The following is a 15,007-nucleotide window of genomic DNA, read 5'->3' as shown; positions in this document are numbered from 1 at the left end:
TCAGGCGCCCCCGTCCCGGGCCAGCCGGTACCCCGCGCCGCGCACCGTCGTGATCGACCGGCGCCCGAACGGGACGTCCAGCTTGCGGCGCAGCGCGCTCACGTACACCTCGACGATGTTGGGGTCGCCGTCGTAGGCGAAGTCCCAGACCGCCTCCATGATCTGCGCCTTCGACACGACCCGCCCCGCGTTCGCCGCCAGGTGCTCCAGCACCGCGAACTCCTTGGCGGTCAGCTCCACCTCCGCGTCGCCCCGGAACACCCGGCGGGACGCCGGGTCCACGGTGAGGTCGCCGAGCACGATGGCGGGCGCGGCGCCGCGCGTCCGGCGGCGCAGCAGCGCGCGGACGCGCGCCACCAGCACCACATAGGAGAACGGCTTCGTCAGGTAGTCGTCGGCGCCCGTGTCCAGGCCCTCGGCCTCGTCGTACTCGCCGTCCTTGGCGGTCAGCATCAGGATCGGCGTCTCGTCGCCCGCCGCCCGCAGCGCCCCGCACACCCGGTAGCCGTTCATCCCGGGCAGCATGATGTCGAGGATGATCAGGTCGTAGCCGCCGCCGAGCGCCCGGTGCAGGCCCTCGGCGCCGTCGTGGACGGCCTCCACCACGAAACCCTCGGCGGTCAGCCCCCGCGCCAGCGACGTGGCCAGGCGCTTCTCGTCCTCCACGATGAGCAGGCGCATGCCCTCAGCCTGCCAAACCGCGGCTGAAGGCGGCTTCAGGTTGCTTCAGGACCGCTACAGGAACGCCCGGCATCGTCGGTGGCGCAAGGTCAGACGACACGGAGGGCGGGAATCCGATGAAGATCGACGCACGGCGCATGGTGACGGGCCGCGGGCTGCTGGTGACCGTGGTCGCCGCGGGCGTCCTGGCCGGCGGGGGAGCGACGGCCGCCGTCGCCGCCGCGCACGACGACGACCCGGCCCCGCGCGCCACCCCGGCGGGCGAGCGCCACGACGACGCCGCCCCGAAGACGGCCGTGTCGCTCGCGCAGGCGGTGGACGCCGCGCTGAAGGCCGCGCCCGGCACGGTCGCCGAGATCGAGCTCGACGACGAGCACGGCAGGACGGCCTGGGAGGTCGACGTGGTCGCCGACAACGGGCAGCGGCGCGAGGTGACCGTCGACGCCGCCGACGGCAAGGTCCTCACGAACCGCGCCGACGACCGCGACGACCACGGCCGCGATGCCGACGGCCGCGATGACGACCCCGCCGCGCTGCGCGGCGCGAAGGTGACCGCGACGGCCGCCGCGGACGCGGCGCTGAAGGCGGTCCCCGGCCGTGTGACGTCCGCCGACTTCGAGACCGAGCACGGCAAGGCCGTCTGGGAGGTCGACGTCGCGGGACGGGACGGCGCCGGGCACGAGGTCACCATCGACGCCGGCAGCGGGAAGGTCCTCGCCGAGGAGGTCGACGAGGACTGACGAGGCGCCGGGCTGGGAAGGGACCTGTAGGAGGTGCGCATGAGCGAACAGAGACCCGGCCCCGACATCGACACGAGCGTCTCGCACGTGGCGCGCATCTGGAACTACTGGCTGGGTGGCAAGGACAACTATCCGGTCGACCGGGAGGTCGGCGACCAGATCCTCGGGATGCTGCCGGACGTGGCCCGGCTGGCGCGCGCGTCCCGGCTGTTCCTGAACCGGGTGGTGTGGCACCTGGCCGCCGAGGCCGGCATCCGCCAGTTCATCGACATCGGGACGGGCCTGCCCACGGTCGACAACACCCATGAGGTCGCCCAGCGGGCCGCGCCCGAGTCGAGGATCGTCTACGTCGACAACGACCCGCTGGTGCTGGAGCACGCGAAGGCGCTCCTCACCAGCACGCCCGAGGGCCACACGTCCTACATCCACGCCGACCTCCGGGAACCGGAGGCGATCCTGGAGGGCGCCGCCGAGACGCTCGACTTCGGCAGGCCGGTGGCGTTCACGCTGATGGGCATCCTGGAGTTCATCCCCGACGACGAGCAGGCGTACGGGATCGTGCGGCGGCTCATGGCCGCGGTGCCCTCGGGCAGCTACTTCGCCATGTACGACGGGACGAACGTCGTCCACGGCGAGGCGTCCGACCGGATCGTGGAGGTGTGGAACGCCGCCGGCAACGCGCAGCTCGTGCTGCGCACTCCGGAGCGGATCGCGGGGTTCTTCGAGGGGCTGGAGGTGCTGGAGCCGGGGATCGTCCCGGTCACGCACTGGCGCCCGGAGACGCCCGGCCAGCCGGAGGCCGTCGACGCCTACGGTGCGGTGGGCCGCAAGCCCTAGCGGGCGGCGCCCTTGACATGCAGCCATCCGGTTGCCTAATCTTTCAGGCAACCGAATGGCTGCATGTTTGGACGACGGCATGGACGAGGACGGGATCTTCAAGGCGCTCGCCGACCCGAGCCGCCGCCGGCTGCTGGACGGCCTCAACGCCCGCAGCGGCCAGACCCTCCGCGAGTTGTGCGCCGGGCTGGAGATGACCCGGCAGTCGGTCAGCAAGCACCTGGCGGTCCTGGAGGCCGCGGGCCTCGTCACGACCGTGCGCCGGGGGCGCGAGAAGCTCCACTACCTCGACGCCGCGCCCATCAACGCCATCGCGGACCGCTGGATGAGCCGGTACGACCGGGAGCGGGCGCGCGCGCTCGCCGACCTGAAGACCGCATTGGAGCAGACGCCGATGACCGCAAGCGAGTTCGTCTACACGACCTACATCAACACCACGCCGGAGCGCCTCTGGGAGGCCCTCACCGACCCCGCCTTCACCCGCCGCTACTGGGGCGTCTCCTTCGAGACCGACTGGAAGCCGGGCTCCGCGATCACCTGGCACGAGGAGAACGCGACGACCGCCGACCCCGAGCAGGTCGTCCTCGAAGCCGACCCCGGCCGCCGCCTCTCCTACACCTGGCACACCTTCACCCCCGAGTGGGCGAAGAGCGTCGGCGTGGACGAGGAGACCCGCCAGAAGCTCATGGCGGAGCCCCGCTCCACGGTGACGTTCGACATCGAGCCCGTGGGCGAGACGGTCAAGCTGACCGTGCTCCACCGGGCCGGCGAGGCGCTGCTCGGCATGTCCGAGCAGGGCTGGCCGCACGTGCTGTCCGGGCTGAAGACGCTCCTGGAGACCGGCGTGCCCCTCCCGACCGCCTGACCCGGCCGCCCTCTAGCATGATCGCGGTCGATCATGTGAGGAGCGGATCGTGCGAGAGATCGCGGTGTTCGGCGGCAGCGCCCACCCGGAACTGGCCGCCGAGGTCTGCGCCCACCTGGGCGTGCCGCTGAGCCCGTCGCGCGTCGACCGGTTCGCCAACGACTGCCTGGAAGTGCAGCTGCAGGCCAACTGCCGGGAACGGGACGTCTTCCTGATCCAGCCGCTGGTCGCGCCCGTGCAGGAGCACCTCGTCGAGCTGCTGCTGATGTGCGACGCCGCGCGCGGCGCGTCGGCGAGCCGCATCACCGTGGTCATGCCGCACTACTCCTACGCCCGCTCGGACAAGAAGGACGCGCCGCGCATCTCCATCGGCGGGCGGCTGGTCGCCGACCTGCTCGTCGCCTCGGGCGCGAGCCGCGTCCTCGCCATGACCCTGCACTCGCCGCAGGTGCACGGGTTCTTCTCCGTCCCCGTCGACCACCTGCACGCGCTGCGCGAGCTCGCCGACCACTTCCGCGGCCACGACCTGTCGAGCACCACCGTCGTGTCGCCCGACCTCGGCAACGCCAAGGAGGCGGCGGCCTTCGCCCGCCGCCTCGGCGTGCCGGTCGCCGCCGGGGCCAAGCAGCGGTTCGCCGACGACCGGGTCAAGATCAGCTCGGTCATCGGCGACGTCGCCGGGCGCGACGTCATCGTCCTGGACGACGAGATCGCCAAGGGCAGCACGGTGCTGGAACTGCTGGACCGGCTCCGCGAGCTCGGCGTCCGGACGATCCGCATCGCCTGCACCCACGGGCTGTTCGCCGCCGGCGCCCTGCAGCGGCTGGCGGCGCAGCCCGACGTCCTGGAGATCGTCTGCACCAACACGGTGCCCGTCCCGAACGGGAGCGAGAAGCTCCGCGTCCTGTCCATCGCCCCGGCCCTGGCCGAGGCCGTCCGCCGCATCCACGACGGCGAGTCCGTGAGCGCCCTGTTCGAATCCCCCTGACCGGGCATGTGACCCGCGTACACCCAGCGCATGGCAGGAGGCACCATGGCGGTCGCATCGTCCGCGTCGCCCGTCCTGGCCGGATCGGACGCCGTACGGGAATGGCAGGAGGACCTCTACCGGGACCTGCACCGGCACCCCGAGCTGTCGCACCAGGAGCACCGGACCGCGGGGAAGGCCGCCGAGCGCCTCCGGAGGGACGGACTCGACGTGCACGAAGGCGTCGGCGGCACCGGTGTGGTCGGCGTCCTGCGCAATGGCGACGGTCCCACGGTGCTGCTGCGCGCCGACACGGACGCCCTGCCGGTGCGGGAGGCGACCGGGCTCGACTACGCCAGCACCGCCACGGCGAGGGACGGCGACGGCAACGAGGTGCCGGTGGCCCACGCCTGCGGCCACGACGTGCACGTGGCCTGCCTGCTGGGGGCGGCGTCCCTGCTCGCCGGCGCCACCGGCCACTGGAACGGGAGCCTCGTCGCGCTGTTCCAGCCGGCCGAGGAGACCTCCGGCGGCGCCCAGGGCATGGTCGACGACGGTCTCGCGGACCTGATCCCGAAGCCGGACGTGGCGCTGGCGCAGCACGTCCTGGCCGCGCCGGCCGGGCGGCTCGGCACCCGGCCCGGTCCCGTCTTCACGACCGCCGACAGCATGCGGATCACCCTGCACGGGAAAGGCGGGCACGGCTCCATGCCCCAGGCCGCGGTCGACCCCGTCGTGCTCGCCGCGATGATCGTGGTGCGGCTCCAGACGGTCATCTCGCGCGAGACCCCGCCGGGGGAGACGGCGGTGCTGACCGTCGGCAGCATCCAGGCCGGCACGAAGAGCAACGTCATCCCCGACAACGCCGTGCTGCAGCTCAACCTGCGCTGCTACAGCGAGCGGACCAGGAGCGGCATCCTGGAGGCGATCCGCCGCATCGTCACCGCCGAGTGCCAGGCGTCCCGCTGCCCGAAGGAGCCGGAGTTCGAGCTGTTCGACCGCTTCCCGCTGACCGCCAACGACCCGGACGCGACCGACCGGGTCGCGCGCGCCTTCGCCGACGCCTTCGGCGACCGGGCGGGGACGCTGCCCGAGCAGACCGCGAGCGAGGACTTCAGCGACATCCCCGCCGCGCTGGGCGTCCCCTACACCTACTGGGGGCTCGGCGGTACGGACGCCGGACTCTACCACCGGGCCGAGGAGGCCGGGCGCGTCCTGCAGGACGTCCCGGTGAACCATTCGCCCGCGTTCGCGCCGGTCGTCCAGCCGACGCTGGAGACCGGGACCGCGGCGCTGGTCGTCGCCGCGCTCGCCTGGCTGGCCCGCTGACTCACCCCCGGCCGGAATCCGGGCCGGGCGAGGCGTCGTCGGACGGGCCGCTCACCGAGCGCTTCCCCGGCGGGCGCGGGGCCTGGAGCCCGTACCGGACGCCGAGCATCCGGATGATGAAGCAGGCCGCCACGGCGCCCAGCGCGGACGGCAGGCCGTAGCTGCCCGTCTCCACGGTCGCGACCGTGATCCCGGCCGCGACGAGGGCCGGGATCGCGTACAGGTCGCTGCGCAGCACCGTCGGGATCTGCAGGACGAGGGCGTCCCGGATCGTGCCGCCGCCCACCGCGGTGACCACCCCGAGCAGCAGCGCGGGCGCGATGTTCAGCCCGGCGGTGAGCGCCTTGCTCGCGCCGATGACGGCGAACGTGCTCAGCCCGACCGCGTCCATCACCGTGATCGGCATGTCGAGCCGGTCCAGCCGCCTGCTGAAGACGAACGCGATCAGCCCGCCGCCCGCGGCGAGGGCGAAGTAGCGCCAGTCCACGAAGGTGGCGGGCGGGATCGCGCCGATGAGGACGTCCCGGATGACCCCGCCGCCGAGCGCCGTGATCATCCCGAGCGACACGACGCCGACCACGTCCAGCCGGGCCGCGCGCACCGCCGTCAGCGCCCCGTTCAGCCCGAAGGCGAAGGTGCCGGTCAGGTCGAGCGCCAGCAGCAGCGGCGGTTCGGTGCTCATCCCCGATGCCTACCACGGGCCGGAGCGGCGGCGTTCACCGGCGCATGCCGCTGCCGCCGGGCTCCTCCTCGCCGTCGGTGCTGGGCTCCAGCTCCAGGTACTCGTCCTCGGGCCACAGTTCGTCGGCGAGGCCGGCGAGGTACTCCTCGTCGGCGGGATCGAGTTCGGCGACCATGGACTCCGGGTGCGCGGCCCCGGCGGCCGGCGGGTCGTGCGCGGCTCGTGCCGGCATCGGGCGGAGCAGGCGGGGCAGGCAGAAGCCGAACAGGGCGAGCAGGGACACGAGCACCAGGACTGTGATCACACCACACCGTCCTTTCGCGGTCGAGTTCCACATGATTCTTGCGTAAGTAGCAAAACAGTTGAACGTTATCGGGACGGTCCGCCCGATGGGAGCCCGACATGCGGAGCGCCGGGGACAATGGCCCGGTGGAGTCTCCTGTGGACGCGCGGGCGCGCGAGCTGGCGAGGACGATCTGGGACCACCTCGTCGTGTCCGACCCCCACCCCAAGGCTGACGTGATCCTCGCGCTGGGGTGCCACGACACGCGGGTGGCGGCCCACGCGGCACGGCTCTGGCTGGCCGGCCGGGCGCCGCTGGTGGTCGTCTCCGGCGGGCGCGGCAAGATCACCTCGGACTGGGCGGAGACCGAGGCGCGGGTGTTCGGGCGGGTGGCGCGGGCGCACGGCGTCCCGGCGGAGGCCCTGCTGCTGGAGGAGACGGCGGCCAACACGGGGGAGAACATCACCGCGTCCCGGCGGCTGCTGGAGGGACGGGGGATCGCGGTGGGGAGCGGGATCCTGGCCGCCAAGCCCTACATGACGCGGCGGGCGCTGGCGACGGCCCGGCGGCAGTGGCCCGGCCCGGCCTGGTCGGCCTCGGCGCCGGAGCTCGGGTTCGACGACTTCGGCGCGGACGAGCGCCGGTTCATCGAGCTGATGGTGGGGGACCTGCAGCGGATGGTGGTGTACGCCGAGCGGGGCTTCCAGGTGCCGATGCCGGTACCGCCGGCCGTGTGGGCGGCGTACGAGGAGCTCGCGCGGCTCGGGTACGACGGGCACGTGATCAGATGACCGTGCCCCGGGCGACTAGCCGGCCGTGACGGGACGGTGGGGAGCGATCGCCCTGCCGTCGGGGAGCAGTTCGCCGGTGTCCTCGAAGACGACGATGCCGTTGCACAGCAGGCTCCACCCCTGCTCGGGGTGGTTGGCGATGATGCGCGCGGCCTCGCGGTCGAGGTCGTCCGATGCCGGACAGTGCGGCTCGTGCTTGCAGATGGTGGCGTGCTGAGCGGTCACGGGTCGTCCCTCCACGGTGCCCCTGTGATTAAGGACATAGTGCAGCCTGCCGCCGCGCGTCCGAAATATGCAAGTGGATGGCGAATTCTTTACTGTTCAGCGCGTGTGAAGAGCGGAGAGATCGGGCAATCCGGACGTTTCACCGCACAATGTCCCCGGCGTCGTTCCCGGTATCGGGCTCGCCGCCGTGGTCCACGTCCAGGCCCACGACCGACGTGCAGCCCGTGCAGATCCATTCGGCGATGACGGCCTCGGAGTTGGTGCCGTGCGTCCGGTACGGGCGCTCGACCGCCCGCCGGCGCATCCCGTGGCCGCACGAGGAGTGCAGGATCCGGCCGCAGGTCGGGCACGGCCACACGTCCTCCCGGCGCAGGTCGCAGCGCGGGCACAGCGGCGCCTCGTAGTGCCCCGCCGGCTCGCCGAAGGCCATCTCCTCCAGCCAGTCGTGCTCGAGGTCGAGGTACTCGTCCCCCGGCCAGTGGTGGTCGGCGAGCCAGGCGAGGTACTCCTCGTCCCCGGGGCCGAGGACGGTCGTCAGCGACTCGGGGTGCCCGTCGTCCGAGCCGTGTCGGTCCGAGCGGGGTCGGCGCCTGCCGTGCCGCGCGGTGGCCAGGAGCGTCAGCAGGCCCAGGAGCGCGGCCGCGGCCAGGCCTGTCGCCAGGGGCATCGCGGCGTCCTTACATGATCTTGCGGCGGGAAGGTCCGATCATGAATGCACTTCACAAAACGCTGCGAACGCTACAACGCGGGGTTGACAACGGAAAAGTCGATCAGAAAGATCCTTTACTAAATCATGATCGGACTCGGTGTCCGAAACCGCGTCCTCACGCCGTCCGCAACCGCGCGGCCTGCGGGAACCGCGGACCGCGGGCCCCCGGGGCGGCCCGCGCCGCGCGGCCCGGTTTCACTCTCCGCTGAATCCGGGTTTTCCCGGAGTCAGTCCTTGCGGCCGAGCACGGCCACCATCTGGGTGTGCAGCGGGTGCTCCAGCGGCCCCGCCGGCCCGTCCGGACGCCACTCGGTCACGTGCGCGACCCCCGGCTCCAGGATCGTGAGCCCGTCCATGAACCGCTCGATCTCCGACGAGTGCCGGAAGTAGGAGCCGCCCAGCCCCGACTGCAGGATCCGCTTGGCCTCCTCGACGCGCGGGTCCTCGCCGGAGTCGTGCAGGTGCGTGAGGACGACGTGGCTGCCGGGCGCCAGGAACGGGACCAGCGCCTGGACGACGCCCGCCGGGTCGCGCTCGTCCGGCACGTGGTGGATGACGGCGGCCAGCACGATCCCCACCGGCCGCGACAGGTCGATCAGCCCGGTCAGCGCCGGGTCGGAGAAGATCTTCTCCGGTTCGTACAGGTCGCCCTGGATGAACGTCGCGACGCCGTCCTCGGTCAGCAGCGCGCGCCCGTGCGCGAGGACGATCGGGTCGTTGTCGACGTAGACGACCTTCGCGGCCGGGTTCGCCGCCCGCGCGAACTGGTGCACGTTGGACGAGGTCGGCAGCCCGGAGCCGATGTCGACGAACTGGTCGATGCCGAGGTCGCCGGCCAGGTAGGTCACCGCCCGCTCGATGGCGACCCGGTTGCCCCGCGCCACCACCGGGGCCTCCGGCACGAGCTGCATCACCATGTCGGCGACCTCGCGGTCGGCCGCGAAGTTGTCCTTGCCGCCGAGGAAGTAGTCGTACACGCGCGCGAACGTCGGCGTGGTCGGATCGATGCCGGGAGGCGCGCTCTCGGGGAGGTCGTCGGCCACGGTGTGCGGCTCCTTCTGTGCTGCGCCCGCGCTGCCCGCGCCGGACGGTCCTGGGGCCCCAAGCGTAAGCCCGGACGCCTTGCGCGGCAGGGGTTTTCGCGCCGAGCCTGCGGTTTTCCGCAGGGTGCGGGTGCGGGATCCGGCCGGACGGGTCGGCGGCGCTCTCCATGGTGGCGGGCGCCGCCGGTTCCTAGCGTCGTCGGCATGATCGGACTGATGAACGCGGCGTCGGGCGGGGCGCCCGCCGGCGGGATCGCCGGGTGGGCGACCGACCTGATGGACCGGCTCGGCGCACCCGGCGCCGGGCTGGCGATCGCGCTGGAGAACCTGTTCCCGCCGCTGCCGAGCGAGGTGATCCTCCCGCTCGCGGGGTTCACGGCGGCGCAGGGCCGGATGAGCCTCACCGCGGCGATCGTGTGGACGACGCTCGGCAGCGTCGCCGGCGCGCTCGCCCTCTACGGGATCGGCGCCCTCATCGGGCGCGACCGCGTCCGCGCGGTCGCGGCGCGGCTGCCGCTGGTCAAGGTCGAGGACCTCGACCGGACCGGGGCGTGGTTCGCCCGGCACGGCGGCAAGGCGGTGTTCTTCGGCCGGATGGTCCCGATCTTCCGCAGCCTGATCTCCGTCCCGGCGGGCGTGGAGCGGATGCGGATGCCGGTGTTCCTGGCCTACACCGCGCTCGGCAGCCTGCTCTGGAACACCGCGTTCGTGCTCGCCGGATACGGCCTCGGCGACAACTGGCGGACGGTCGAGGAGTACGTCGGCGTCTACTCCAAGGGGGTGGTCGCGGCCGCCGCCGCGGCGGCCGCGGCACTCCTCGCCGTGCGTATCGTGAAGGCACGGCGGGCCGGTGCCGGGGGGCGGCGGCCGGCGGGGGCGCACCGGGCGGAGGCGGGAGTACGCGAACGTGACCGCATCCACTGACGCCGTGCGCTCCGCACGCTCGGGCCGCCGCGGCCCCGCGGCGGTCGTGCGGGCCCTGGCGGGGCTGGTGCTGGGCGCCGCCACCGCCGGCGCGGAACTGGTGCTGCTGGCCGGGGCGGCGGTGCTCATGGCGTACTCGCTGGCCTTCTCCCGCGGCCGGCGGGCGGTCCCGGCGGCCGTCGCGGACGCCGCCGAGCTGCTGGCCGAGCTGGAGCTGCGGCGGCTGCGCGCCTTCCTCGGCGAGGACCGGGGCGTCCAGTACGGCCCGCTGCGGGCGCTCGCCTACCTCGTCCTGCGGGTGCCGGTCGGCCTGCTCGGCGCCGCGATCCTGCTGCTGATCGCCTACGGGGCGGTGACCGCCGTCCGGCTGGCGGTCAGCTGGTGGATCACCGGCGACTACCTCGACGGCATCCCGCCGGCCTGGTGGATCGTCCTCTACACCGCCGTCGCGGGCGGGGTGCTGCTCTTCCTCGCCGCGTACGGCCTGGTCGGCGTGGTGGCGCTGGAGAAGGGCGTGGCGCGGCGCTGCCTCGGGCCGAGCCCGCTGGAGGAGTACGAGCGCCGCATCGCGCAGCTGTCGGTCACCCGCGCCGAGGTGGTGGACGCGGTGGACGACGAGCGCCGCCGCATCGAGCGCGACCTGCACGACGGCGTCCAGCAGCGGCTCGTCGCGCTCGGCATGCTGATCGGCCGGGCCCGCCGCGCCGGCGACGGCGAGCGGGCGGCGGAGCTGCTGCGGCAGGCGCACGAGGAGTCGCAGCGGGCCCTCGCGGACCTGCGGGAGGTCACCTGGCGGGTGTACCCGGCGGCGCTGGACGGCGAGGGGCTGCGGGCGGCGCTGGAGACGGTGGCGGAGCGGTCCGCGGTGCCGGTGACGATCGACTACGACGTGCCGGGGCGGCCCCCGCACGCGGTGGAGACCGCCGCGTACTTCGTCGTCTGCGAGGCCGTCACGAACGCCGCCAAGCACTCCGGCGCGAGCGCCGTGCGGGTGGCGGTCGAAGGATCCGGGACAATGATCGGCGTGCGCATCGAGGACGACGGGTCCGGGGGAGCCGACCCCGGCGGCGGCGGGCTGGCCGGGCTGGCCCGGCGGGTGGCCGCGCTGGACGGGACGTTCAGCCTGCACAGCCCGTCCGGCGGCCCGACCGTGATCACCGCGGAGCTGCCGTGCGGGTGATGCTGGCCGAGGACTCGACGCTCCTGCGCGAGGGCCTGGTGCGGCTGCTCGCCGAGGAGGGCCACGAGGTGGCCGCGGCGGTCGGGGACGGCGACGCGCTGCTGGCCGCGATGGCGGCCTCGGAAGAGCAGGGCACGCCGGACGTCGTGGTGGTCGACGTCCGGATGCCGCCGACGCACACCGACGAGGGCCTGCGCGCCGCGCTGGAGATCCGGCGGCGCTGGCCGGGGGTCGGGGTGCTCGTGCTGTCGCAGTACGTGGAGAAGCGGTACGCCGCCGAGCTGATCACCGCGGACACCGCCGGGGTGGGCTACCTGCTGAAGGACCGGGTCGCCCAGGTCGACGAGTTCCTGGACGCGCTCGACCGCGTCGGCGCGGGCGGGGCGGCGTTCGACCCGGAGGTGGTCCGGCGGCTGCTGGCGCACAGCACGCACGCCGATCCGCTGGCCCGGCTCACCCCGCGCGAGCGCGATGTCCTCGACACCATGGCACAGGGCCACACCAACGCCTCGATCGCCGCCAACCTGCACATCTCGCAGAGCGCGGTCGAGAAGCACGCCAACGCGATCTTCGACAAGCTCGACCTGTCGCACGCCACCGGCTACAGCCGCCGCGTCCTCGCCGTCCTGCGGTATCTCGGGACGTGAGCGGCCCGCCCTGAGAATCGGACTAACTGCCATAAATCGGGTATGGGTCCTGCACCGATCCTCATCGTGGAGGGAGGAATCGTGGCGGACACCAACCGAGGCGTCGTCTACCAGGCACCGGGCAAGGTCACGGTCGAGGACCTGGACTTCCCCAAGCTCGAACTGGCCGAGCAGAACGGGCGCAAGCTCCAGCACGGCGTGATCCTGAAGGTCCTGGCCACCAACATCTGCGGCTCCGACCAGCACATGGTGCGCGGCCGGACGACCGCGCCCGCCGGGCTCACGCTCGGCCACGAGATCACCGGCGAGGTGATCGAGACCGGCAGGGACGTCGAGTTCATCAAGGAGGGAGACCTCGTCAGCGTCCCGTTCAACATCGCGTGCGGCCGCTGCCGCAACTGCAAGGAGCGCCACACCGGCGTGTGCGAGAACGTCAACCGGGAGCGGCCGGGCGCCGCCTACGGCTACGTCGACATGGGCGGCTGGCACGGCGGCCAGGCCCGCTACGCCGTCGTCCCCTACGCGGACTTCAACCTGCTCAAGTTCCCCGGCGACCGCGACACCGTGATGGCGAAGATGCCCGACCTGGCCATGCTGTCGGACATCTTCCCGACCGGCTACCACGGCGCCTACACGGCGGGCGTCACCACCGGCTCGACCGTGTACGTGGCGGGCGCGGGACCGGTCGGCCTCGCGTGCGCGACCGCCTGCCTGCTGCTCGGCGCCGCCGTCGTGATCGTCGGCGACATGAACGGGGAGCGGCTCGCGCAGGCCCGCGGCTTCGGCTGCGAGACGATCGACCTGTCGCAGCACGGCGACGTGGGCGCGCAGATCGAGCAGATCCTCGGCGTCCCCGAGGTGGACGCGGCCGTCGACTGCGTCGGGTTCGAGGCGCGCGGCCAGGGCCACGAGGGGGCGCAGACGGAGCAGCCCGCGACCGTCCTCAACACGCTGATGGCCATCACCCGCGCCGCCGGCGGGATCGGCATCCCCGGCCTGTACGTGACCGGCGACCCCGGCGCGGCGGACGAGAACGCGAAGGTCGGGCAGCTCGGCCTGCGGATCGGGACCGGCTGGGCGAAGTCGGAGTACTTCGTCACCGGACAGTGCCCGGTGATGTCCTACAACCGGCAGCTGATGATGGCGATCCTGCACGACCGGGTGCAGATCGCGCGGAACGTCAACGCGTCGGTGATCCCGCTGGACGAGGCCCCCGAGGGGTACGCCGAGTTCGACCGGGGCGCGGCGCGCAAGTACATCCTCGACCCGCACGGCGTGCTGGGGGCCGCGGCCTGAGGCCCGTCACCTGATGCCCCGGGCGATCCGCAGCGCCGTCGCCATGACGGTCAGCTGCGGGTTCACCTCGGGGCACGTCGGCAGCACGGAGGCGTCCGCGAGGTGCACGCCGCGGACGCCCCGCAGCCGCCCGGCCGGGTCGGCGGGGGCGGCGCCCGCGTCGGCGCCGAGCTTCGCCGTCCCGGTCGGGTGGAAGCCGGCCAGGTGCAGGCCGGCGCGCGGCGCCGCCGCGACCGCCTCGGCCAGCCCGTCCTCGTCCCGGACGACGGGCGTCCCGGCCAGCCCGGTCAGCACCTCCTCGGCCCCGGCGGCGAACAGGACCCGCCCCATCGCGACCATCGCGCGCCGGAGGCGCCCGGCGTCGCGCGGGGCGAGGTCGTAGCGGAGCAGCGCGCGGTGCCCGGAGCCGTGCACCCGGCCGGACGGCGCGTCGGCGATCATCGCGCCGAGCACGCCGAGACGGCGGGCGCCGTCCAGTTCGCCGCGCAGGTGCCGGCCGATGCCCGGCAGCGGGAACGAGGTCATGCCCGGCGGCGCCGCCGTCGCCTCGATGAGGATGCCGTCGCCGTGCAGTTCCTCGATGCCGACGCTCTGCATCACGCCCGACCACGAGTCCACGGGCTCGGCGAAGCGCCCCGCCATGTTGGTCGCGGGATGGACCGCCATGCCGCGTCCGAGCTCCGGATGCCCGCCGAGACCCGAGCGCCGCAGCAGCAGGGGCGTCTGCGTGGCGCCGGCCGCGACGACGACCCGGGGCGTGAGGATCTCGAAGGACGTGCCGTCCGGGCGGCGCGCGCGCACGCCCGTGGCGGTCCCGCGTTCGACCAGGATCCGCTCGGCCCGCGCACGGGTCACGATGCGCGCGCCCGCCTCGCACGCCTGGGGGAGCGCGTTCAGATGCACGCCGTACTTGGCGTTGTGGGGGCACCCCACGGCGCACTGGGCGCTGCCCCGGCAGCCCGGTGCGTTGCGGCGCAGCGGCGCGGCCCGCCAGCCGAGCCGCTCGGCGCCCGCGAGCGCGAGCAGCCCGTTGCGGCCGAGCGGCCCGGCCGGCTGCCGCGCGACCCGCAGCGTGGCCTCGACCTCGTCGAGATCCGCGCCGAAGTCCTCGACCGGGACGCCGAGGGACGCCCAGCGCCGCAGGACGCGTCCGGGCGTCCGGTAGCAGGTGCCGCTGTTGACGACGGTCGTCCCGCCGACCGCGCGGCCCTCCGGCAGCAGCACGGGCGGGCGGCCGAGCGCCACCGCCGCACCGCCGTCCCGGTACAGGTCGAGGAACCGGTCGAGCGGCGGGCGCGCCCGGAACTCGGCGACGGTGAACCGGCGCCCCTCCTCCAGGACCACCACCGACATGCCGCGCCGGGCGAGGGTCCGCGCCGCCATCGCACCGCCCGCACCGGACCCGATCACGACGGCGTCCGCCGTCGCGCAGGCCGGCCATTCGCCGGACGGCGTGCAGTCCAGCGCGGCGTCGGGACGCACCGGCCCCTCGGGCTCCGGCGGGCCGGGCAGCAGCGCGGTCCCGGCGGCGAGCAGCAGCGGGATCTTCACCGCCTCGACGACCCGGGCGGTGGCCGCGCGGGACGCCAGCAGCGCGCAGAGCGCGTCCCTCCGGCCCGCGTCCAGCCCCTCCAGGGGGCGGCCGGTGGTGAGGCGGGACAGCGCGTCCAGCGTCCCGGCTCCGGCGGCCAGCCCGAGCCGCGCCGGTCCGGGCAGCGTCCGCGCGATGGCCTCGGCGCCGGCGGTGACGCGGGCCAGCTCGGTCTCGTCCTCGATGCCGAGCAGCACCGCGATCGTCCCGGCCATGG

General features: G+C 73.7%; 17 protein-coding genes. 10 read left to right on the top strand and 7 right to left on the bottom strand.

Features of this window, described 5'->3' with window-relative positions:
* Complete coding sequence (locus tag ABFX46_RS36505) at positions 1-681, bottom strand: response regulator transcription factor (RefSeq protein WP_346048545.1); 681 nt, start codon at positions 679-681, stop codon at positions 1-3.
* A 116-nt stretch (positions 682-797) separates the two neighbouring features.
* On the opposite strand from ABFX46_RS36505, the gene ABFX46_RS36500 reads away from it, so the two are divergent.
* From ABFX46_RS36500 to ABFX46_RS36480, 5 genes are read left to right on the top strand one after another with little or no spacing between them, the layout of a single operon-like run.
* On the top strand, positions 798-1,421 hold the full coding sequence (locus ABFX46_RS36500) for a PepSY domain-containing protein (RefSeq protein ID WP_346048544.1): 624 nt from the start codon (positions 798-800) through the stop codon (positions 1,419-1,421).
* Between the two features lie 39 nt (positions 1,422-1,460).
* On the top strand, positions 1,461-2,258 hold the full coding sequence (locus ABFX46_RS36495) for an SAM-dependent methyltransferase (protein WP_346048543.1): 798 nt from the start codon (positions 1,461-1,463) through the stop codon (positions 2,256-2,258).
* A gap of 55 nt (positions 2,259-2,313) precedes the next feature.
* Positions 2,314-3,123: an ArsR/SmtB family transcription factor gene (locus ABFX46_RS36490; protein WP_346048542.1), complete on the top strand. Its 810-nt coding sequence runs from the start codon at positions 2,314-2,316 to the stop codon at positions 3,121-3,123.
* A gap of 49 nt (positions 3,124-3,172) precedes the next feature.
* On the top strand, positions 3,173-4,111 hold the full coding sequence (locus ABFX46_RS36485; RefSeq protein ID WP_346048541.1) for a ribose-phosphate diphosphokinase: 939 nt from the start codon (positions 3,173-3,175) through the stop codon (positions 4,109-4,111).
* A 45-nt stretch (positions 4,112-4,156) separates the two neighbouring features.
* The gene (locus ABFX46_RS36480; RefSeq protein ID WP_346048540.1) at positions 4,157-5,419 is read left to right on the top strand and encodes an amidohydrolase; all 1,263 of its coding nucleotides are present in this window, start codon (positions 4,157-4,159) and stop codon (positions 5,417-5,419) included.
* A gap of 1 nt (position 5,420) precedes the next feature.
* Here the strand turns inward: ABFX46_RS36480 and ABFX46_RS36475 are convergent, their stop codons facing one another.
* Entirely contained in the window at positions 5,421-6,101 is a 681-nt protein-coding gene (locus ABFX46_RS36475) for a trimeric intracellular cation channel family protein (RefSeq protein WP_346048539.1), read from the bottom strand.
* Between the two features lie 34 nt (positions 6,102-6,135).
* Positions 6,136-6,405 (bottom strand): hypothetical protein, encoded by a 270-nt coding sequence (locus tag ABFX46_RS36470; protein ID WP_346048538.1) that lies wholly within the window; start codon positions 6,403-6,405, stop codon positions 6,136-6,138.
* 125 nt (positions 6,406-6,530) lie between these two features.
* On the opposite strand from ABFX46_RS36470, the gene ABFX46_RS36465 reads away from it, so the two are divergent.
* Entirely contained in the window at positions 6,531-7,175 is a 645-nt protein-coding gene (locus tag ABFX46_RS36465; protein WP_346048536.1) for a YdcF family protein, read from the top strand.
* Between the two features lie 15 nt (positions 7,176-7,190).
* Here the strand turns inward: ABFX46_RS36465 and ABFX46_RS36460 are convergent, their stop codons facing one another.
* The 3 genes from ABFX46_RS36460 to ABFX46_RS36450 form a co-directional block, all read right to left on the bottom strand.
* Complete coding sequence (locus ABFX46_RS36460; RefSeq protein WP_346048576.1) at positions 7,191-7,379, bottom strand: DUF5999 family protein; 189 nt, start codon at positions 7,377-7,379, stop codon at positions 7,191-7,193.
* Between the two features lie 160 nt (positions 7,380-7,539).
* Positions 7,540-8,067, bottom strand: coding sequence for a hypothetical protein (locus ABFX46_RS36455; RefSeq protein WP_346048535.1), 528 nt, complete (start codon positions 8,065-8,067; stop codon positions 7,540-7,542).
* Positions 8,068-8,336: 269 nt separating this feature from the next.
* Positions 8,337-9,152 carry an SAM-dependent methyltransferase gene (locus ABFX46_RS36450; RefSeq protein WP_346048534.1) on the bottom strand — a complete coding sequence of 272 codons (816 nt, stop codon included), beginning with the start codon at positions 9,150-9,152 and terminating at the stop codon, positions 8,337-8,339.
* Positions 9,153-9,356: 204 nt separating this feature from the next.
* Here ABFX46_RS36450 and ABFX46_RS36445 point away from each other — a divergent pair, with 204 nt between their 5' ends.
* The 4 genes from ABFX46_RS36445 to fdhA all read left to right on the top strand — a co-directional run bounded on the left by ABFX46_RS36445 (position 9,357) and on the right by fdhA (position 13,199).
* Complete coding sequence (locus tag ABFX46_RS36445; protein WP_346048533.1) at positions 9,357-10,076, top strand: DedA family protein; 720 nt, start codon at positions 9,357-9,359, stop codon at positions 10,074-10,076.
* On the top strand, positions 10,060-11,256 hold the full coding sequence (locus ABFX46_RS36440) for a sensor histidine kinase (protein WP_346048532.1): 1,197 nt from the start codon (positions 10,060-10,062) through the stop codon (positions 11,254-11,256). The genes ABFX46_RS36445 and ABFX46_RS36440 overlap by 17 nt, the downstream gene beginning before the upstream one ends.
* Positions 11,247-11,903: a response regulator gene (locus ABFX46_RS36435; protein ID WP_346048531.1), complete on the top strand. Its 657-nt coding sequence runs from the start codon at positions 11,247-11,249 to the stop codon at positions 11,901-11,903. Before ABFX46_RS36440 ends, ABFX46_RS36435 begins: the two co-directional genes overlap by 10 nt.
* 81 nt (positions 11,904-11,984) lie before the next feature.
* Complete coding sequence (gene fdhA / locus ABFX46_RS36430; RefSeq protein ID WP_346048530.1) at positions 11,985-13,199, top strand: formaldehyde dehydrogenase, glutathione-independent; 1,215 nt, start codon at positions 11,985-11,987, stop codon at positions 13,197-13,199.
* A gap of 6 nt (positions 13,200-13,205) precedes the next feature.
* Here the strand turns inward: fdhA and ABFX46_RS36425 are convergent, their stop codons facing one another.
* A complete protein-coding gene (locus tag ABFX46_RS36425; RefSeq protein WP_346048575.1) occupies positions 13,206-15,005 on the bottom strand; it encodes a GMC family oxidoreductase in 1,800 nt (599 codons plus the stop codon).
* Between the last annotated feature and the right edge of the window lie 2 nt (positions 15,006-15,007).

Source organism: Actinomadura chokoriensis (genome assembly GCF_039529475.1).
In the GTDB taxonomy this organism is placed as follows: Bacteria; Actinomycetota; Actinomycetes; order Streptosporangiales; family Streptosporangiaceae; genus Spirillospora; species Spirillospora bangladeshensis.
Note: the sequence above shows the minus strand (reverse complement) of the source record. Positions and strands in the feature narration are given on the sequence as shown.

What these genes read in the sequence shown, in the direction of transcription:
- ABFX46_RS36490 (WP_346048542.1), top strand. Translation starts at nt 2,314, where the DNA reads ATGGCTGCATGTTTGGACGACGGCATGGACGAGGACGGGATCTTCAAG.
- ABFX46_RS36505 (WP_346048545.1), bottom strand. Translation starts at nt 681, where the DNA reads ATGCGCCTGCTCATCGTGGAGGACGAGAAGCGCCTGGCCACGTCGCTG.
- ABFX46_RS36445 (WP_346048533.1), top strand. Translation starts at nt 9,357, where the DNA reads ATGATCGGACTGATGAACGCGGCGTCGGGCGGGGCGCCCGCCGGCGGG.
- ABFX46_RS36500 (WP_346048544.1), top strand. Translation starts at nt 798, where the DNA reads ATGAAGATCGACGCACGGCGCATGGTGACGGGCCGCGGGCTGCTGGTG.
- ABFX46_RS36425 (WP_346048575.1), bottom strand. Translation starts at nt 15,005, where the DNA reads ATGGCCGGGACGATCGCGGTGCTGCTCGGCATCGAGGACGAGACCGAG.
- ABFX46_RS36475 (WP_346048539.1), bottom strand. Translation starts at nt 6,101, where the DNA reads ATGAGCACCGAACCGCCGCTGCTGCTGGCGCTCGACCTGACCGGCACC.
- ABFX46_RS36480 (WP_346048540.1), top strand. Translation starts at nt 4,157, where the DNA reads ATGGCGGTCGCATCGTCCGCGTCGCCCGTCCTGGCCGGATCGGACGCC.
- ABFX46_RS36455 (WP_346048535.1), bottom strand. Translation starts at nt 8,067, where the DNA reads ATGCCCCTGGCGACAGGCCTGGCCGCGGCCGCGCTCCTGGGCCTGCTG.
- ABFX46_RS36495 (WP_346048543.1), top strand. Translation starts at nt 1,461, where the DNA reads ATGAGCGAACAGAGACCCGGCCCCGACATCGACACGAGCGTCTCGCAC.